Source organism: Mesorhizobium sp. B2-2-4 (assembly GCF_006442375.1).
Lineage (GTDB): Bacteria > Pseudomonadota > Alphaproteobacteria > Rhizobiales > Rhizobiaceae > Mesorhizobium.
Genome location: NZ_VFWB01000001.1, coordinates 809,848 through 825,769, shown reverse-complemented (window position 1 = coordinate 825,769; position 15,922 = coordinate 809,848). Strand labels below are relative to the sequence as shown.

18 protein-coding genes are annotated in these 15,922 nt (G+C 63.3%); 8 read left to right on the top strand and 10 right to left on the bottom strand.

The annotated features are described in order from the left end of the window. The first annotated feature begins 15 nt into the window (after window positions 1–15). The gene (truA, locus tag FJ959_RS04260) at window positions 16–765 is read left to right on the top strand and encodes a tRNA pseudouridine(38-40) synthase TruA (protein WP_140628649.1); all 750 of its coding nucleotides are present in this window, start codon (window positions 16–18) and stop codon (window positions 763–765) included. Here truA and FJ959_RS04255 read toward each other — a convergent pair. Together FJ959_RS04255 and dapE are read right to left on the bottom strand one after the other, a co-directional pair. Then, the gene (locus FJ959_RS04255) at window positions 753–1,382 is read right to left on the bottom strand and encodes a transporter (protein ID WP_140514320.1); all 630 of its coding nucleotides are present in this window, start codon (window positions 1,380–1,382) and stop codon (window positions 753–755) included. The genes truA and FJ959_RS04255 overlap by 13 nt on opposite strands. A 5-nt stretch (window positions 1,383–1,387) precedes the next feature. Continuing rightward, window positions 1,388–2,581 (bottom strand): succinyl-diaminopimelate desuccinylase, encoded by a 1,194-nt coding sequence (gene dapE / locus FJ959_RS04250; RefSeq protein WP_140563653.1) that lies wholly within the window; start codon window positions 2,579–2,581, stop codon window positions 1,388–1,390. Window positions 2,582–2,710: 129 nt separating this feature from the next. Here dapE and FJ959_RS04245 point away from each other — a divergent pair, with 129 nt between their 5' ends. After that, complete coding sequence (locus tag FJ959_RS04245; protein WP_140628646.1) at window positions 2,711–3,748, top strand: 2-dehydropantoate 2-reductase; 1,038 nt, start codon at window positions 2,711–2,713, stop codon at window positions 3,746–3,748. A 73-nt stretch (window positions 3,749–3,821) separates the two neighbouring features. Here FJ959_RS04245 and FJ959_RS04240 read toward each other — a convergent pair whose 3' ends face one another. The 3 genes from FJ959_RS04240 to dapD all read right to left on the bottom strand — a co-directional run bounded on the left by FJ959_RS04240 (window position 3,822) and on the right by dapD (window position 5,441). Continuing rightward, a complete protein-coding gene (locus FJ959_RS04240) occupies window positions 3,822–4,199 on the bottom strand; it encodes a DUF805 domain-containing protein (RefSeq protein ID WP_224519055.1) in 378 nt (125 codons plus the stop codon). Beyond that, on the bottom strand, window positions 4,192–4,515 hold the full coding sequence (locus FJ959_RS04235) for a DUF805 domain-containing protein (RefSeq protein ID WP_140559068.1): 324 nt from the start codon (window positions 4,513–4,515) through the stop codon (window positions 4,192–4,194). The genes FJ959_RS04240 and FJ959_RS04235 overlap by 8 nt, the downstream gene beginning before the upstream one ends. A 71-nt stretch (window positions 4,516–4,586) precedes the next feature. Next, window positions 4,587–5,441: a 2,3,4,5-tetrahydropyridine-2,6-dicarboxylate N-succinyltransferase gene (gene dapD, locus FJ959_RS04230; protein WP_140491451.1), complete on the bottom strand. Its 855-nt coding sequence runs from the start codon at window positions 5,439–5,441 to the stop codon at window positions 4,587–4,589. A gap of 146 nt (window positions 5,442–5,587) precedes the next feature. Between dapD and FJ959_RS04225 the strand changes: the two genes are divergently transcribed. Next, window positions 5,588–6,433, top strand: coding sequence for an LOG family protein (locus FJ959_RS04225; protein WP_140563657.1), 846 nt, complete (start codon window positions 5,588–5,590; stop codon window positions 6,431–6,433). 116 nt (window positions 6,434–6,549) lie between these two features. On the opposite strand, the gene FJ959_RS04220 is transcribed toward FJ959_RS04225, so the two are convergent. Continuing rightward, window positions 6,550–7,260 carry a pyrimidine 5'-nucleotidase gene (locus tag FJ959_RS04220; protein ID WP_140491455.1) on the bottom strand — a complete coding sequence of 237 codons (711 nt, stop codon included), beginning with the start codon at window positions 7,258–7,260 and terminating at the stop codon, window positions 6,550–6,552. Between the two features lie 160 nt (window positions 7,261–7,420). Here FJ959_RS04220 and FJ959_RS04215 point away from each other — a divergent pair, with 160 nt between their 5' ends. From FJ959_RS04215 to FJ959_RS04210, 3 genes are all read left to right on the top strand, one after another. Further along, window positions 7,421–8,182: a GGDEF domain-containing protein gene (locus tag FJ959_RS04215; protein ID WP_140628642.1), complete on the top strand. Its 762-nt coding sequence runs from the start codon at window positions 7,421–7,423 to the stop codon at window positions 8,180–8,182. Between the two features lie 189 nt (window positions 8,183–8,371). Beyond that, window positions 8,372–8,542 (top strand): hypothetical protein, encoded by a 171-nt coding sequence (locus FJ959_RS31555; protein WP_181171860.1) that lies wholly within the window; start codon window positions 8,372–8,374, stop codon window positions 8,540–8,542. Next, on the top strand, window positions 8,539–9,978 hold the full coding sequence (locus tag FJ959_RS04210) for a GMC family oxidoreductase (protein WP_140628638.1): 1,440 nt from the start codon (window positions 8,539–8,541) through the stop codon (window positions 9,976–9,978). The genes FJ959_RS31555 and FJ959_RS04210 overlap by 4 nt, the downstream gene beginning before the upstream one ends. Window positions 9,979–10,111: 133 nt before the next feature. Here FJ959_RS04210 and FJ959_RS04205 read toward each other — a convergent pair whose 3' ends face one another. From FJ959_RS04205 to FJ959_RS04195, 3 genes are all read right to left on the bottom strand, one after another. After that, window positions 10,112–11,086 carry an amino acid ABC transporter permease gene (locus FJ959_RS04205; RefSeq protein ID WP_140559070.1) on the bottom strand — a complete coding sequence of 325 codons (975 nt, stop codon included), beginning with the start codon at window positions 11,084–11,086 and terminating at the stop codon, window positions 10,112–10,114. Beyond that, window positions 11,083–12,387 carry an FAD-binding oxidoreductase gene (locus FJ959_RS04200; protein ID WP_140628635.1) on the bottom strand — a complete coding sequence of 435 codons (1,305 nt, stop codon included), beginning with the start codon at window positions 12,385–12,387 and terminating at the stop codon, window positions 11,083–11,085. The genes FJ959_RS04205 and FJ959_RS04200 overlap by 4 nt, the downstream gene beginning before the upstream one ends. A gap of 181 nt (window positions 12,388–12,568) precedes the next feature. After that, entirely contained in the window at window positions 12,569–13,333 is a 765-nt protein-coding gene (locus FJ959_RS04195) for a transporter substrate-binding domain-containing protein (RefSeq protein ID WP_224519058.1), read from the bottom strand. 315 nt (window positions 13,334–13,648) lie between these two features. Here FJ959_RS04195 and FJ959_RS04190 point away from each other — a divergent pair, with 315 nt between their 5' ends. Next, window positions 13,649–14,269, top strand: a complete 621-nt coding sequence (locus FJ959_RS04190; RefSeq protein WP_224519054.1) for an Lrp/AsnC family transcriptional regulator — start codon at window positions 13,649–13,651, stop codon at window positions 14,267–14,269. Window positions 14,270–14,434: 165 nt separating this feature from the next. Here FJ959_RS04190 and phhA read toward each other — a convergent pair whose 3' ends face one another. Beyond that, window positions 14,435–15,271 carry a phenylalanine 4-monooxygenase gene (gene phhA / locus FJ959_RS04185; RefSeq protein ID WP_140559072.1) on the bottom strand — a complete coding sequence of 279 codons (837 nt, stop codon included), beginning with the start codon at window positions 15,269–15,271 and terminating at the stop codon, window positions 14,435–14,437. 137 nt (window positions 15,272–15,408) lie between these two features. On the opposite strand from phhA, the gene FJ959_RS04180 reads away from it, so the two are divergent. Beyond that, window positions 15,409–15,885: an Lrp/AsnC family transcriptional regulator gene (locus FJ959_RS04180; RefSeq protein ID WP_140491470.1), complete on the top strand. Its 477-nt coding sequence runs from the start codon at window positions 15,409–15,411 to the stop codon at window positions 15,883–15,885. The last annotated feature ends 37 nt before the right edge of the window (window positions 15,886–15,922 follow it).

Genomic DNA, 15,922 nt, shown 5'->3' with positions numbered 1-15,922 from the left:
GTATAGCCGCCCGACATGCCGCGTTTTCGCCTCGACATCGAATATGACGGCAGCCTGTTTGCCGGCTGGCAGCACCAGGCGGACCAGCCTACGGTGCAGCAGGCGATCGAGCAGGCGATCGAAAAATTCTGCGGCCAGCAGGTCCGCTTGCGCGCTGCCGGCCGTACCGATGCGGGCGTGCATGCGACGGCCCAGGTGGCGCATGTCGACCTGGCCAAGGCTTGGCCGGACGACAAGGTGCGCGATGCCGTCAACGCGCATCTGCAGGGCGCGGGCAATCGCATCGCGATCTTGAAAGCCACGACCGTCGTCGACGGCTTCGATGCCCGCTTCTCGGCTATCGGCCGTCACTACCTCTACCGCATCCTCAACCGGCGCGCGCCCTCGGCGCTGGAAAAGGGCAAGGTATGGTGGGTGCCGAAGCAGCTTGGCGCCGCTGCCATGCACGAAGCAGCCAAAGTGCTGCTCGGGCGGCATGATTTCACCACCTTCCGTTCCACGCAATGCCAGGCCGAGAGCCCGGTGCGCACGCTCGACCGTCTTGACGTCAGCCGTTCGGGCGACATGATCGAAGTCAGAGCCTCGGCGCGTTCCTTCCTGCACAACCAGGTGCGCTCGATGGTCGGCTCGCTCAAGCGCGTCGGCGAAGGCGCATGGACGGCCGGCGATCTCAAGGCGGCGCTCGAGGCGCACGACCGCGCCGCCTGCGGCCAGGTGGCGCCGCCCGACGGGCTTTTTCTGATCGGCGTCGATTATCCCGGATAGAGTCCCGAAAGGCTCTGAGCTCCGGTGTCCGGAACCGTGATGCCAAGCAGCGCCTGCAGCCCGAACAGCACGATCAGCGAAGCGATGAACATGCCAACGAAGACAGCGGTCCCGATTGCGGCCCCCCTGCCGATGGTCGCGTTGGTCATGCGCCAGGTCAGCACCATCGACAGCGCGAACAACAGCAGCGACACAAGGCTGGAGATCTGGCTCGCCGAGGTCAGGAAAAGCCTGATCAGCGCGGACGGCAGCATCAGCCAGGCGGTGATGGCCGAAGCCCAGTTCGAGGCCACGACATAGTGCACGAAGCGGCCGCCGATGCCGGCGCGCGGCGCGACCAGAGCGAGTGCGACCAGAGGCAGCACCCAGGAACCGATATCGACTGTCGCCAGCCGCAACAGCATGCTGAAGCGGCCCGCGAAGGCATCGGGATCGCCGATCTCGTTGGCGATGCCGACCCAGCCGACGATCAATGCCGGCGCCGCGACGACGATGGCGAAAAAGGAATTCCAGAAACCATCGGCAGACAGGTCGAGCAGACGCAGGCCATCGGCCCTGCCGAGCATCAGTCGCCAGGCGCCGGTCAGCGAAACTTGGGTCTCGTCCGCCGAAAGCATGCTGCTCAGTCCTGTCCGAACCAGTCTTCGATGAAGCGCTGATAGATTTGCGTCAGCGTCTCGAGATCGGCAAGGGCGACGCGCTCGTCGACCATGTGCATGGTCTTGCCGACCAGGCCGAATTCGACCACCGGGCAATAGTCCTTGATGAAGCGCGCATCCGACGTGCCGCCGGAGGTGGACAGCGCCGGCGCTCTGCCGACTACCGTCTTGACCGAGCCGCTCAATGTCTCGATCAGCCTGTCGTCGCGGGTCAGGAAGACATGGCTCGGTCTGTCGCGCCAGACGAGTTCGTAGTCGACCGGCATCTCCTTGCCGGGCCGGTATTTCTTGCGGCCTGCCGCCTGGTCGAGACGGTTGTGGATTTCGGCCTGTATGGTCTCGGCGGTCCAGCTGTCATTGAAGCGGATGTTGAAGGTGGCGGTTGCCTTTGCTGGAATGACGTTGGTGGCCGGGTTGCCTACGTCGATGGATGTCACCTCCAGATTGGTCGGCTGGAAATCCTTCGTGCCCTCATCGAAGACGGGATGCAGCAAAGCATCGATCAGGCTCATCAGCCCGCGTACCGGATTGTCGGCAAGCAAGGGGTAAGCGACATGGCCCTGGCGGCCATTGACGATGACGTCGCCCGACAGCGAGCCGCGCCGGCCGATTTTTATCATGTCGCCGAGCGCAGCCGGGTTGGTCGGCTCGCCGACGATCGATGCATCCCATTTCTCGCCCCTGGAAGCCGCCCATTCGAGCAGCTTCGTGGTACCGTTGATGGCCGGGCCTTCCTCGTCGCCGGTGATCAGCAGCGAGACCGAGCCCTTCGGGCCGCCATTCGCCTCGACATGGCGCGCTACCGCGGCGATGAAACAGGCGATGCCGCCCTTCATGTCGACCGCACCCCGGCCATACATCTCGCCATTGGCGATCTCGGCGCCGAAGGGCGGATGCGTCCAGGCGGCTTCGTCGCCGACCGGCACCACGTCGGTGTGTCCGGCGAACATCAGATGAGGGCCATTGCCGGAGCGCCTGGCATAAAGGTTCTCGATATCGGGCGTGCCGTCTTCCGAAAACACCGGGCGATCGACGAGGAAGCCGAGCGGTTCCAGCATCGTCTGCAACGCGGTCAGCGCACCGCCTTCGGCCGGCGTCACGGAGGCGCAACGGATGAGGGCGGCGAGGTTTGCGGCGGGATCGGTCGGCAGCGTCATGGCAAAAGCGATAGTCGAAAGCTGAAGGCCTGTCACGGCCAGACGTAGGGGCCAGTCCTATGACCGGCGATACCGCCGACATTATGGTTTTCATGTCGTATAGTCGTGGGCCCGGTGCGGAGCGACAGGATGGCAAACGGGGGCAAGAGAATCGTCATTGCCGGCGCCGGCAGCATCGGCTGCTATGCCGGCGGCTGTCTGGCGCTCGCCGGGCGCAAGGTCATCCTGCTGGCCCGGCCGCGCGTCGAGGCGGCTCTGCGGCAAGGCGGATTGCGGATCAGCGACCTTGAGGGCCGCGATCGAGGCCTCGAGCCGCAAGCGCTTGCCGTCACCACCGAACCAGCCGCTGCCTTGCCGCAGGCGGACGTGATCCTGGTCACCGTCAAGAGCGGCGCGACGCGGGAGATGGCTGCGCTCATCGCCGCCCACGCCCCGCCGGACGCCGTGGTGGTGAGCCTGCAGAACGGCATCGACAATGCCGACAGGCTGCGCGCCGGTGTCGGCGGGCGACCAGTGCTGGCCGGCATGGTGCCGTTCAATGTCGTGCAATCGGCCGACGGCGAATTACCGCTGCGTGTCCACCGCGCCAGCGACGGCAAGGTCATGATCGAGGACAGCGATGCCGGTCTGATCAGCCTTATCGGCGTCGAAGGGTTCCGGGTTGAAGTCCATGCCGACATGAAAGCCGTGCTGTGGGGCAAGCTTTTGATGAATTTGAACAATGCGCTGGTGGCGCTTTCGGGCCTGCCGCTGGCGAGCGAGCTTGCCGACCGGCGCTGGCGGCTGATCCTGGCAAGACAGATCGACGAGGCGCTCCAGGCCATGAAGGCGTCGGGCATCGAGCCGGCGCGGATCGCCGGCTTGCGGCCGGCGCTGTTGCCGATAGTGCTCCGCCTCCCCGATTGGCTATTCAGGCTGCTGGCGCGGCGGATGCTGGCCATCGACCCGGAGGCGCGTTCCTCCATGTGGGACGATCTGCAGCGCGGCCGGCCGACGGAGATCGGCGATTTGCAAGGCGCCGTTCTTCGCCTGGCGCAAGAAGCGGGCACGCCGGCGCCGACGGTCCGACGAATCATCGCCCTGGTGCGTGAAGCGGAAGCGGCCGGCCGCGGATCGCCCGGTTTCGGCGCGGATCAGGTCGCCGCGCCTGAAGCGCGTCGCGTCTGAATGAATTCAGGCGACGCGGATCAGGCCTTCATTTTCATGCATACCGTCAGTAGCGCATCGCGATGATGGGCGCTCAGGGTTCGGCCGGTGCATTGGTGCGCTTGCCATAGCGGTTGGGTCCGGGCTTGCCCGGAAACAGGCAAAGCACGACGAAGGCGACGATCGAGACGACCGGCACGAACAGGATCAACGCCGCGATGCCGGGCTTGTCGAGGTCGTGCAGCCGCTTCACCGCCAGTGCGATGTTCGACCACAGCGAGGCGACGAAGGCGATGAAGAAGACGAACGACCACATGTTGCTCTCGGGCGAGCCTTCCGGCACCAGCGTGAAACGATAGAGCGGGAAGGCCTGGATGATGGCCACGAGCAGCCCACCAAGAAAATAGGCCGCGCGGCTGACGCGGCCCGATGTCTTGAAGAAAAGCCAAGTAAGGTTGGATCTGTCAGGCAAGCGGGTCCCGTCCATATTGATTGACACCCTGGGCGCCTTCGAGAACGCTGAGACCGATCAGCGTCCACCAGCCCGACTTGTCGCGGTCGTGCCAGCGTTTTCCATAGAGAGCAATCGCGAAATAGATCGACGCCAGCGCGACGAGCATGCCGATGATGCCGATCCTGCCGCCGCCTGCGGTCGTGAAGCGCGTGCCGAGAATCGCATCGAGAATGAAGGCAACAATACCGATGACGATGAATATATCGATGCCGGCCCAGAACTTGGCGTGATCGATGCGGCCGTCGAAGCTCGTCAGCAGACATCTCCAGTCCATGCCACCCTCCATGTTGAACCGGCGCGACCGATCGTCGCGCCGGCGGAAGGTGCGCCCGCTTTCCAAAAAGATCAATCGCGCAGCAATTCGTTGATCGAGGTCTTGGACCGGGTCCTGGCATCGACCCGCTTGACGATGACCGCGCAATAGAGGCTTGGACCCGGCTCATTGTTCGGAAACGGCTTGCCCGGCAGCGAACCGGCTACGACGACGGAATTCGGCGGCACTTCGCCGTAGAAAATCTCGCCGGTGGCGCGGTCGACGATCTTGGTCGACTGGCCAATGAAGACGCCCATGCCGAGCACCGAGCCCTCGCGCACGATGCAGCCTTCGACCACTTCCGAGCGCGCGCCGATGAAGCAATTGTCCTCGATGATGGTGGGACCGGCCTGCATCGGCTCCAGCACGCCGCCGATGCCGACGCCGCCCGACAGGTGCACATTCTTGCCGATCTGGGCGCAGGAGCCCACCGAAGCCCAGGTATCGACCATGGTGCCCGAATCGACATAGGCGCCGACATTGACGAAGGACGGCATCAGCACGGCGCCCGGCGCGACATAGGCCGAGCGGCGCACGATCGACGACGGCACGGCGCGGAAACCGGCCTTCTCGAAATCGACGGCGCTCCAGCCGTCGAACTTCGACGGCACCTTGTCCCACCACACGGCCTGGCCGGGACCGCCCTTGATGATCTCCATCGGGTTCAGCCGGAAGGACAAAAGGACGGCTTTCTTCAGCCATTGGTTGACATGCCACTGGCCATCGGCCTGGCGCTCGGCAACGCGGGCGGTGCCGCGGTCGAGCAGATCGAGCGCCGACTGGATGGCGTCGCGTGTCTCGCCTCTGGTCGCCGTCGAAATCGCGTCACGCTCCTCGAAGGCCTTGTCGATGGTCTTTTCGAGGCTCGCCAGATCCGGCTTCGACATGAATTCGCTCCATTACCAGGCTGTTAAGGGGCTGAGCCTTAACCTGTTTTGAAAATCGCGCGGACCCTATGTGAAGGCAGAGTAGGGGTCAATCGCGACTGCGCCATGGGACGGCGCAAGTGAATGAAATGGACGGACCTGACATCATGACACCCATGGAAAAGGCGGGCTGGACGCCGCTGCCGCATTCGGACGAGGATCTGGAGCGGGCCAGGAGCGTGCCGGACACGCCGCAGACGCGCGCCGAGACCTACCGCCTGGCGTGGAACGATCCCGACTTCATGACGCGGCGCGAACTGCGCGCGGTCAGGCTGCAGCTCGAACTCCTGAAGCCGGAGATGATCCTGGCCGAGCGCGGTATCCGCTCGACCGTGGTCCTGTTCGGGGGCGCGCGGCTGCCTGAACCCGGCGGCGAGGCCTGGGCGGCCAAAAACGAGACGCAGAAGAAGAACCTCGAGGAAAACAGCAAATATTACGAGGAGGCGCGCAAATTCGCCCGCCTCTGCTCGCAGCAATCGGCCAGTTCATACTACCGCGAATATGTCGTGGTGACCGGCGGCGGGCCCGGCGTGATGGAAGCGGGCAATCGCGGCGCCGACGATGTCGGCGCGCCCTCTATCGGCCTTAACATCGTTCTGCCGCACGAGCAGGCGCCCAATGTCTATGTGACGCCGGAACTCTGTTTCAACTTCCACTATTTCGCCATCCGCAAGATGCATTTCGTCATGCGCGCGAAGGCCGTCGCGGTGTTTCCCGGCGGCTTCGGCACGATGGACGAATTCTTCGAGACGCTGACGCTGATCCAGACCGGGCGCATGGAGCGCGTGCCGGTGATCCTGTTCGGCAAATCCTTCTGGAAACGGGCGATCGATCTCGACTTCCTCGCCGAGCAAGGCACGATCAGTCCCGGCGACCAGGACATCATCGATTTCGTCGACACCGCCGACGAGGCCTGGGGCATCGTCAGCCGGTTCTATAAGTTAGGGGAGTAAGGGAGTAGGGCAGTAAGGCAGTATATCTAGAATCAAGGGCTGAGAGCGCCCCTCATCTTCCTACTGCCCTACTGCCCTACTGCCCTACTGCCCTACTGCCCTACTGCCCTACTGCCCTACTGCCTTATCCCCACGACTATCTCCGTCAGAAACCCGGCCAAATCGTCGGTGACGAAGTCGACATCATCTTCCTGCGCCGGATCGCGCTCCCAGATTTCGGAGAATGTCGGCTCGAAATTGCGCGGCACCACCAGGACCGTCGTCATGCCCAGTGACTTCGGCACGGACAGGTTGCGCGCGAGATCCTCGAACATCACCGCATTGTGGCCGGTGACGGCGTGAAGTTCGGCGAATTTCTCGTAGGTCTGGCGCGCAGGCTTGGGGTTGAGCCCGGCAGCGACGATATCGAAGATGTCGTCGAAATGATCAAGGATGCCAAGCTGGCGCGCAGTGCGCTCGGCATGCCTGCGGTCGCCGTTGGTGAAGATGAACTTGCGGCCGGGAAGCTGGCGAATGGCGGTGCCGAGGACGGGATCCGGCACCAGCCAGGAATAGTCGATGTCGTGGACCTTCTCGAGGAAATCGTCGGGGTCTATGCCATGGCGCGTCATCAGCCCGTTCAGTGTCGTGCCATATTCCCGATAAAGTTCCTTTTGCAGCTTGCGCGCGTCCTCGCGCGGCAGCGACAGCAGTTCCCCGACATAGGCGGTCATCTTGACGTCGATCTGCGAGAACAGATTCGAATGATGCGGATAGAGCGTGTTGTCCAGGTCGAACACCCAGTCGGTGACATGGGCGAAGCGAGCGGGGTCGGGGTGTGTAGCCATGCGCCCCTTATGGCACGAAACGGACGATCTTGAAGGGGCTTTATCCACAACTTCTACGCGCCGAAAGTGGCAGAACAGTCTCACCGTTCAAATTTTAGGCATCCTGGAAAGGTGGCCTTCAGGGCTTGCTGGCACAGAGGCGGTCCAGTGGGAGCCAGCGATGAGCAGTATAATTCTGAAGTCCGCCACCATTGCTTTCGTCTCCGTCGCGGTTTCGCTCCTTCTGACCCTGATCATCGTCCCCGCCATGGGATTCCCGGTCAACCGCATGATCTGGCTGACCTCGACATTGTGTCCGCTGGTTCTTGCATGGGCGGCCTGCGCAAGCACGTTCTGGCACAGCGACAGGCTGAAGTCGGCGCATCGCGACCTTGCCCGCACGCACGCCCAGCTTGCCGCAGCGCATCGCCGGCTGGCGGAAAAGGCCTGCCGCGACGACATGACGGGCATGCTCAACCGGGAAAGCTTCTTTGCCGTGCTCAACGGCTCCCGGCACAAGCCCGATCGCGGCGCCTTGCTGATCATCGATGCCGACCATTTCAAGATGATCAATGACAGCTTCGGCCATCTGACCGGCGACGACGCGCTGCTCCTGATCGCCAGCGCGATCAAGCGCGGGGTGCGCGGCGGCGACGTCCTCGGCCGCATCGGCGGCGAGGAGTTCGGCGCATTGCTGGTCGGAGCCACGGAACGGGAAGCCAAGCGCGTCGCCGAGCACATCCGCCGCGAAGTCGAGCTGATCCGCTTCCGGCCCGTGGACGAGCGGACCATTCCGCTGACCGTCAGCATCGGCGGAACCCTCTGCGACGAAAGCGCCAGCGTGTCGGAGCTGATGCGGGCCGCCGACCGGCGCCTCTACCAGGCCAAACATCGGGGACGCAACCTGGTGATCCTCGACACCGACATCTCCGAGGCGGCCTGAACGGGCCGATCCAGCACATCGGCCTGTTAAGGAGTCTCTAACCCTGTTTGCACTCGGCTGCGCATTGTTCCGGCTTGCAACCAGTTTTGGCACGCTTCTGGCTTCGATGATGAAGCATGTGCCGTTCAGGGACCATGCCTGGATGTTCAGGGAACATGCCTGGATAGAGACCCCGTCGAGAGACCTGTCATGAGTTTCCTTATCAAGAAGATATCGCGCCGAATGATCATGCAGACGCTGATCGCGGTGCCTGCCCTGTCGCTGTTCCGCAAATTGCCCGATGCGGGTTCTTCCGAAGCCGCCCCCGATGAGATCGTCGAGATCAATGGCTGGATCCTGAAGCGGAGCGACCTGGCATGATCTTCGACAGCTATGAGGCGTTTCGCGCCGCGAATTTCACGCCTAGGGTCTGCGTTCTCGGCTCCGGCCCGGCCGGCACCACGATCGCCAGAAAGCTCGGTGCCGCCGGCATACCGGTCGTGGTGCTGGAGGCCGGCGGCAGGGAGTTCAGCGACACCTCGCAGGATTTCTACCGCGGCACCACAGTCGGCGATTTCTATTTCGATCTCGATATCACCCGGCTGCGGTTCATGGGCGGCAGCTCGAACCACTGGGCCGGCTGGTGCCGCGTGCTCGACAAACAGGATTTCGAGCCGAAGGCGTGGGTGCCGGACACGGGCTGGCCGATCCGGCGCAGCGACATCGAACCGTATCTGGGCGAAGTGCGCGACATCCTGGAACTGCCGGATTTCCGGCCGGACGCGCCGGTCTCGGACGACATCCGCTGGGTGCAGCTGATCAAGAGCGGTGCCGTGCGCTTCGCTGAAAAATACGCCGACGAGCTCGACAAGAGCAGGAACATCGCTGTCGTGCTCAACACTTGTGCCACCGAGCTTGCCGGCGACGGCAGACGCGTGACGGGCGCCAGGCTGTGGTCGCAGGGGCAGGATGCCGACTTCTTCAGCGCCGACTATTTCATCGTTTGTACCGGCGGGCTGGAGAATTCGCGGCTGCTTTTGTGGTCGAACCAGCGCTTCAATGGCGGCGTCGTGCCGAACGCGACGGCACTTGGCCGCTACTGGATGGAACACCCGACCTTCCAGGGCGGCAACGCCATCCTGGCCGACTATGGCGCATTCGAGGTCGATGCGGTGAACGAGGCCTTCTTCTCGCCGATGCCGGCCGCGATGGAGCGGCTGCGGATCATGAATTTCGGCATCAGGCTGATCGAGACGCCCTATCCCGGCGTCAAGGACCTGATCGCGGATCTCGCCTGTACGGCGCCCAACATGGCGGAGTGGCTATCGGGCAGGCTCAACCAGAACCTGCGCTGCGCGGCCCAACTCTATGTAGCCTGGGAGCAGGCGCCGCTGGCCTCGAACCGGGTCGAGCTGTCGAAGACCGTGGTCGACCACGCCGGCGTGCCGCGCATCGAGCTGCACTGGAAGAAATCGGACCTGGAACGCCGCACGCTGCTCGAAGGGCTGAGGCTTTTCGGGACGACGCTAGCCCAGAAGAATCTGGGCCGGGTGCGTATAGCCGACTGGATTTCGAACGGCGGCGACTACCCGACGGACGAGGAGACGGCCGGCCACCACCACATGGGAGGCACGCGCATGGGCACCGATGTCGCCACGAGCGTCGTGGATGCCAATTGCAAGGTGCACGGCATGGACAATCTCTATGTCGGCGGCTCCTCGGTGTTCTGCACCTCGGGCCAATGCAACCCGACGACGACGATCACGGCGTTGGCCTGCCGGCTCGGCGAGCATCTCGGCAAGGTGGTCGCCGCCTGAGGGTTCCGCAGTCCCCACTAAATCATCTCATCCCGGCAAAGCCGCGTCACATAATGGCGCGGCCGCCGGAGCGGCTTAAAAGCCGTGGAGATGCGCACCGGCACGGCGGCGACGCAGCTTTCCTGGAATTGTCCTACGCCCGCCGCTCCGACCGGCCAAAACGCCGTTCGAGATAGGCCTGGCCGAACTCCAGCGTGATCGACAGGATCCAGTAGATCATCGAGGCGGTGATCAACATCTCGATATGGCGGAACTCCGTCTGGCCCATGGTGCGGGCGAGATACATGATCTCCCAGACGCCGACGACCGACACCAGGGACGAGTCCTTCAGCATGGCGATGAACTGGTTGCCGGTCGGCGGGATGATGACGCGCATGGCCTGCGGCAGGATGACCAGCGCCATGGTCTGGCCGGGGCTCAGTCCAAGCGCGGTGGCGCCTTCGCTCTGTCCGCGCGGAATGCTTTCGATGCCGGCGCGGAAGATCTCGGTCATGTAGGCGCCATAACACAGCGACAACGCCAGAATGCCGGCCGGCACCGCGCCGATCACGTAACCGACCTGCGGCAGGCCGAGATAGATGATGTAGATCTGCATCAGCAAAGGAAGGCCGCGGAACAACGAGGTGTAGAAAGTGGCCAGCCCGTACACAATGCCGTTTCCGGTCAGTTTGGCGATCGCGCCGACAAGTGCGATGGCTGTCGCGATCAGGATCGAGATCGCCGAAATGTAGAGCGTGGTGGTGACGCCCTGGGTGATCAGGAAGCCGATCTTCCTGGCGATGAAGGCAAGCGAAAGGTCGAAGGAATAGAAGAACAGCATCAGGAGCACGAACAGTTCGATCCAGACGCCGACGATCTGCTGCCGCCGGGGCAAAAGCAGCAGCAGCTTGCAATTCACCAGCACAATGAGCGCGATCAGCACTGCGGAAAGCGCGCGCGACAGGGCAGGGTTGGCCTGCAGCCAGCCGGATGCAACTGGAATCACCGAGCCGATCCAGCTTGACTTGATGCCCATCGCGTAAAGGCCGGCGGCCAACAGCGCCAGCACGAGCGCCCCCACTGCGCGGCGGGTGATCCCCGGATAGAAGAGCATCAGCCTGCCTATCATGCCGTCACCTTGTCTTTCGTGGCGGCATGACGTTCTCGCCACCAGTCCTGCGCCTGCAATTTCCAGTAGGTGAGCTGCGCGGCCGCCAAGCCGGCGGCGCCGCCGGCCCAGCTCAATCCGAATGGCGCGAACTGCCGGTACCGGTCCGAAACGCCCAGAATGCCTTCCGCAACGACTTTTCCGGCGATGGCCGTCGTGTTGAGACCATGGCCGCCGAAAGCCGTGCAATACCAGACGCCCGGCTGCAATTCGCCGATCTGGGGCATCAGGTGACGGGCATAGGACATCAATCCGGACCAGGCCAGTTCGGTCTTGAGGTCCGCAAGCTGCGGATAGGTACCGACCATCTCGCGGCGCAATTCGCACGCCAGCGCGTAGGCAGAAGCGGCGCGCGTGGTGATGCGCCCGCCCCACAAAAGGCGATTGCCGCCATCGACCAGCCGATAGTAGTCGCCGGCCCGCCGGTTGTCGCCGACCGCGTCCGTGGTCGCAACGGCTTGCGCGATCAGGCGCGGCGCCGGCTCGGAAACCATCACATAGGTCGCGATGGGCAGGAAGGCGCGGTGGAGCTGGGTGAATACCGGGCCGGTGTAGCCGCCGGTAGCCAGCACGACGCGCGGTGCCCGAAGCGTGCCCTCTCGCGTACGCAGCATCTTTTGCGGCCCCGACAGATCGCATTGCACGACTTCGGAGCTCTCATGGATGCTGCCGCCAAGCCGCTCGATCTCCTCGGCCACGGAACGCAGATAGTTGAGCGGATGGATGTGAAAGGCTTTCGGGTCGCGCAAGCCCTGATAGTAGCGAGCCGATTTAAGCACCGAACGGACGTCTTCTCTACGCAGATATTGAAGCTCGTATCCGTGGTCGCGCGCCGTCTGGTCGGCATAGGCCTTGAGCGCGTCGCCATCGTCGTAGCGCAGGACGCTGACCAGCCCGTCGCGCGGCATGGCGGCCGATATGTCGAGCGCCTCGATGGTGTGACGCACGAATTCGACGCCCTCGATCGACAGCCGGTGCAGTTGCCGGGCGGCCTCCTTGCCGACACGCGCGGCAATGGTGTCGCCGCCGGTGGCGAAGCCAGGCGTCACGAAGCCGCCATTGCGGCCGGAGGCGCCGAAACCGACGACGTGGGCTTCGAGCACGGCGACGCGCAGCCCGGAGCGCGACAGCTGCAGCGCCGTGGTCAGGCCGGCCAGTCCCCCGCCGACGACGGCCACGTCACAGTGCGCCTCGCCGCGGAGCGGGGGCCTGATCTTCCGGTCGGTCATGGTGCGGGCGTAATAGGTGTCCGGATAGGCCATCGGCGACTTTCAACTGCATCCCGCTCAGAGTCAGGAAAAGCGCGTAGCGCTTTTCCCTGGGGAATTGCGCAAGAACAAAGGTTTAGAGAGGGGTGGCGATTGTTTCAAACGCTGAACCGCTCCAGCATCTGACGCGTGTTGCCCGCCGGCAGCCGAGCGGCAGCCGGCGAGCAATCCAAGGTCATTTGGCGCTGTAGTCCTTGCCGTACCATTTCGTGGTCAGCGCGGCGAGCGTGCCGTCCTTCTTCAGTTCGGCGATGATGCCCGAAACCTTTGCGGTCCACTCGGGATCGTTCTTCTCGGCGATGACCACGAGCGGTTCCCGGAAGGCATATTCCCCTTCGAGGATCTTCACGGGATAGCCGTTCTTGATGGCGTTCTGCGCCGTCTGCTCCGGCGCGATCACGGCATTCAGGCGGACGCCGTCGCCAAGCCGCAGGTCATCGAAGGGAAGCATGGAATCGGCGAAGGTGCGGATCTCGCCGGGCTCCAGCTTGTATTCGACGGGAGGCAGGCCGGGCGCGTCGATCTCAAGCTTGCGGCGGATGAAATCCTCCGAGGTGGTGGCCGTCTCGACGCCGATCACCTTGCCGTTGAGATCGGCGACCGACTTCGCGGTGCTGTCCTTGTGCACGACGTAGACATAGGGGCTGTAGTAATAGATGCCGACAAAATCGATCACCTTGGAACGGGCCTTGGTCGGCGTGACCGAGCCGACGCCGAGGTCGTAGCGCCCTTGCCAGCGGCCGCCGGTCAGGGTCGCCCAGTCGGGCGTCTCGAACGAGACCTCGACCCCCAGCCGTTTGCCGATCTCGCGCGAGACATCGATGTCGAAGCCGGCGAGCTCGTTGCTGTCATTGAGAAAGCTTTGCGGCGGCCAGGCGGCGTTGGTGGCGACGACCATCGCCTTCTTCGACGTGACGCGATCCAAAGTTTCTCCGGCCATGGCCGCCGTCGTGATCGCGAATGTCGCGACGGCAAGAATGGCGAAATCGAGCAGTTTTTTCAAAGTTATCCTCCCTTATGGATGCAGCTGAAATGACGGTACCTGCGTCGGGCACCAGTGGTTGTTTCGATCGGCCTCGTCCGCGACGTCTCCGCGGCGTACCGTGGCGTTCGGCTTGCGGATGCAAGTCCAACGCGGCTCGGTGTCGATTTGCGTCCATCGCAGCCGAAGCTGTTCCCCCTCATGGACTGGCGTTTGTGACAGTTGACACTCAGGTCGCGAAAAGCAGGGTTCCACCCGGCGAAATGCCGGATAATGGCAGCCATGCAGTCATTACGTGCCGTGAGGCGGCAAAATGCCGGATATTTGCGCCTTGCGCAGCCTGCACCGGCGGTTCCTGAGGATTGTCGCGGCGGTGGTTCAGCCGATAGGATCGCGCCGAGCGATTGGACGGGTTCCAGGGCGGATCGAAGGAGAGGATTGATTGTGGAATTGACCGAAAAAGATCGCCAGCTGCTCGCGCTGATGCAGAAGAACGCGCGTGAGCCGGTCGCATCACTGGCGCGTCAGCTCGGCGTATCCCGGACTGCCTTGCAGGAGCGCATACAAAAGCTCGAGGCGGGCGGGGTCATCGAAGGCTACGCGGTGCGGCTGACCAAGGAGGCGGCACAGAATTCCGTCCACTGTTTCACCTTCGCCGCCCTGAACAACAAGAGCTACCCGGACGTCTCCAGGAAGATCAAGGCGATGCCTTCGATCCAGGCGGTCTATGCCATAACCGGCGAGTGGGACCTGATCATCCATGTCGCGGCCGAGACGCTCGAGAAGCTGAACCGGGAAGTGAATGCGCTGAATGAAATCAGCGGCATCGTCAAAACCGCATCGCATGTGGTGATGGAGACGAAGTTCAATCGCAACATCTATGCCGCACTGTAGGAAGGGCGAGGTTTCGCTCGCCCCTGCCCATCCAAATCCGGCTAGAGCAATTCACCGTTCCATGGAACGCTGAACTGCTCTATCTCTTTGTTTTTGCGCAATTCCCCAGGGAAAGCGCTGCGCGCTTTTACCGGGGAAACCGTGCACACTTTTCCTGGAACTGCTCTAGACAGTCGCCGGGTCGAGTGCGGGCTCGCCCATGCGGCGAGCGACGATCGCCGCGAAATCGGCGGTCTGGAATGTGTCGCGCAGCGCGTCGAAGGACGGCAGCACGAAATAGACGCGCTGGAACTTGTCGATTTCGTAGCCCGTGCGCATCACCGTTTCCAGGTCGAAAGACGCATGGTGCGCATCCTTGCTTTCGACCGCGAACTGCAACTCCGTGAAGGATGACATCAGACCGGCGCCGAAGGCCTTCAGCGGCTGACCACTTTCCTGCATGAGGCCGTATTCGGCCGTGTACCAGTAGAGCCGGCTGATCATTTCGTCGCCGCCGAGCGCGATGATGTCGCCGGCCTTCTGGCCATACATCTGCATGAAGTCGGCGAAGACCGGCTGCGATAGCACCGGCACATGGCCGAAGAAATCATGGAACATATCGGGTTCGACGATGTAGTCGAGCTCCTGCTGCGTCCGCAGCCAGTTGGTGACGGGGAAACGGCGGCTGGCGAGATGGTCGAAGAAGGGCGCGGCCGGGATGAGCCCTGGCACGGCGACGATCTCCCAGCCAGTCAGCTTGCGCAACTTGGCACTGACTTCGTCGAAGTCCGGGATGCGGTCGAGCAGGCCGAGCTTGTCGACGCCGTCGAGATAGGAATGGTGGGCGAGCTTGCGCGTCAGTTTCGTCTGGCGGTCGCACAGCGTGCGCCAGACCGCCTGTTCCTCGGCGCTGTAGTCATAGCCTTGCGCCACGGTGAAATCGGCACGGCAGACCGAGTAGTCGCCGCGCAACCCTTGAGCCGCGCAGTCGCGGGCATATTCGGCAACGCTCATTGTCGTCATGGTTTTCTCCTCGCCAATCTTGAATTCCGGATGTGCCCGAAGTTAACCGGACTTGCGGAGGCAAATCGGTTTTGGTGATGGCCGGAATGAGGATTTTTGGATAACATCCACTCGGAATATGCCATAGCGGAGGGAAAATGCCTCAATTCGACGATTTCGAGATCAAGATGCTCGATATCCTCCAGCGCGACGGACGCAAGCCGGTCTCCGAACTGGCGCAGGAGATCGGCCTGTCGACGACACCTTGCGCGCGGCGCTTCGAGGCGCTGCAGGAGGCCGGCATCATCAAGGGCTTTGCCGCCGTGCTCAGCCGCCGTGCCGTCGGCCTGACGGTCGAGGTGTTCATCCAGGTGCGGCTGGTCAGCCACAGCGACGGTTCGCCCGAGAGTTTCATCGCCGCGGTCCAGCGCATGGACGAGGTATCATCCTGCTGGACGATGACCGGCGACCACGACTTCCTGCTGCATGTCATGGTGCCGTCGGTCGACGAACTCAACGCCTTCGTCATGCACCGGCTGATGCGGCTTGACGGTGTGCGCGACGTCCACACGCAGCTCGTGCTGCAGAACATCAAGGGACCCGGCCACGTGCCGCTCGGACATCTGCGGCGGTGATGGCGCCGGCCAGCATGGGCGGATCACCCATGAAGAG

What these genes read in the sequence shown, in the direction of transcription:
- truA (WP_140628649.1), top strand. Translation starts at nt 16, where the DNA reads ATGCCGCGTTTTCGCCTCGACATCGAATATGACGGCAGCCTGTTTGCC.
- FJ959_RS04205 (WP_140559070.1), bottom strand. Translation starts at nt 11,086, where the DNA reads ATGATAGGCAGGCTGATGCTCTTCTATCCGGGGATCACCCGCCGCGCA.
- FJ959_RS04180 (WP_140491470.1), top strand. Translation starts at nt 15,409, where the DNA reads ATGCCTCAATTCGACGATTTCGAGATCAAGATGCTCGATATCCTCCAG.
- dapD (WP_140491451.1), bottom strand. Translation starts at nt 5,441, where the DNA reads ATGTCGAAGCCGGATCTGGCGAGCCTCGAAAAGACCATCGACAAGGCC.
- FJ959_RS04200 (WP_140628635.1), bottom strand. Translation starts at nt 12,387, where the DNA reads ATGGCCTATCCGGACACCTATTACGCCCGCACCATGACCGACCGGAAG.
- FJ959_RS04210 (WP_140628638.1), top strand. Translation starts at nt 8,539, where the DNA reads ATGATCTTCGACAGCTATGAGGCGTTTCGCGCCGCGAATTTCACGCCT.
- FJ959_RS31555 (WP_181171860.1), top strand. Translation starts at nt 8,372, where the DNA reads ATGAGTTTCCTTATCAAGAAGATATCGCGCCGAATGATCATGCAGACG.
- FJ959_RS04235 (WP_140559068.1), bottom strand. Translation starts at nt 4,515, where the DNA reads ATGGACTGGAGATGTCTGCTGACGAGCTTCGACGGCCGCATCGATCAC.
- FJ959_RS04215 (WP_140628642.1), top strand. Translation starts at nt 7,421, where the DNA reads ATGAGCAGTATAATTCTGAAGTCCGCCACCATTGCTTTCGTCTCCGTC.
- dapE (WP_140563653.1), bottom strand. Translation starts at nt 2,581, where the DNA reads ATGACGCTGCCGACCGATCCCGCCGCAAACCTCGCCGCCCTCATCCGT.
- FJ959_RS04190 (WP_224519054.1), top strand. Translation starts at nt 13,649, where the DNA reads ATGGCAGCCATGCAGTCATTACGTGCCGTGAGGCGGCAAAATGCCGGA.
- FJ959_RS04225 (WP_140563657.1), top strand. Translation starts at nt 5,588, where the DNA reads ATGACACCCATGGAAAAGGCGGGCTGGACGCCGCTGCCGCATTCGGAC.
- FJ959_RS04245 (WP_140628646.1), top strand. Translation starts at nt 2,711, where the DNA reads ATGGCAAACGGGGGCAAGAGAATCGTCATTGCCGGCGCCGGCAGCATC.
- phhA (WP_140559072.1), bottom strand. Translation starts at nt 15,271, where the DNA reads ATGACGACAATGAGCGTTGCCGAATATGCCCGCGACTGCGCGGCTCAA.
- FJ959_RS04220 (WP_140491455.1), bottom strand. Translation starts at nt 7,260, where the DNA reads ATGGCTACACACCCCGACCCCGCTCGCTTCGCCCATGTCACCGACTGG.
- FJ959_RS04195 (WP_224519058.1), bottom strand. Translation starts at nt 13,333, where the DNA reads ATGGCCGGAGAAACTTTGGATCGCGTCACGTCGAAGAAGGCGATGGTC.
- FJ959_RS04255 (WP_140514320.1), bottom strand. Translation starts at nt 1,382, where the DNA reads ATGCTTTCGGCGGACGAGACCCAAGTTTCGCTGACCGGCGCCTGGCGA.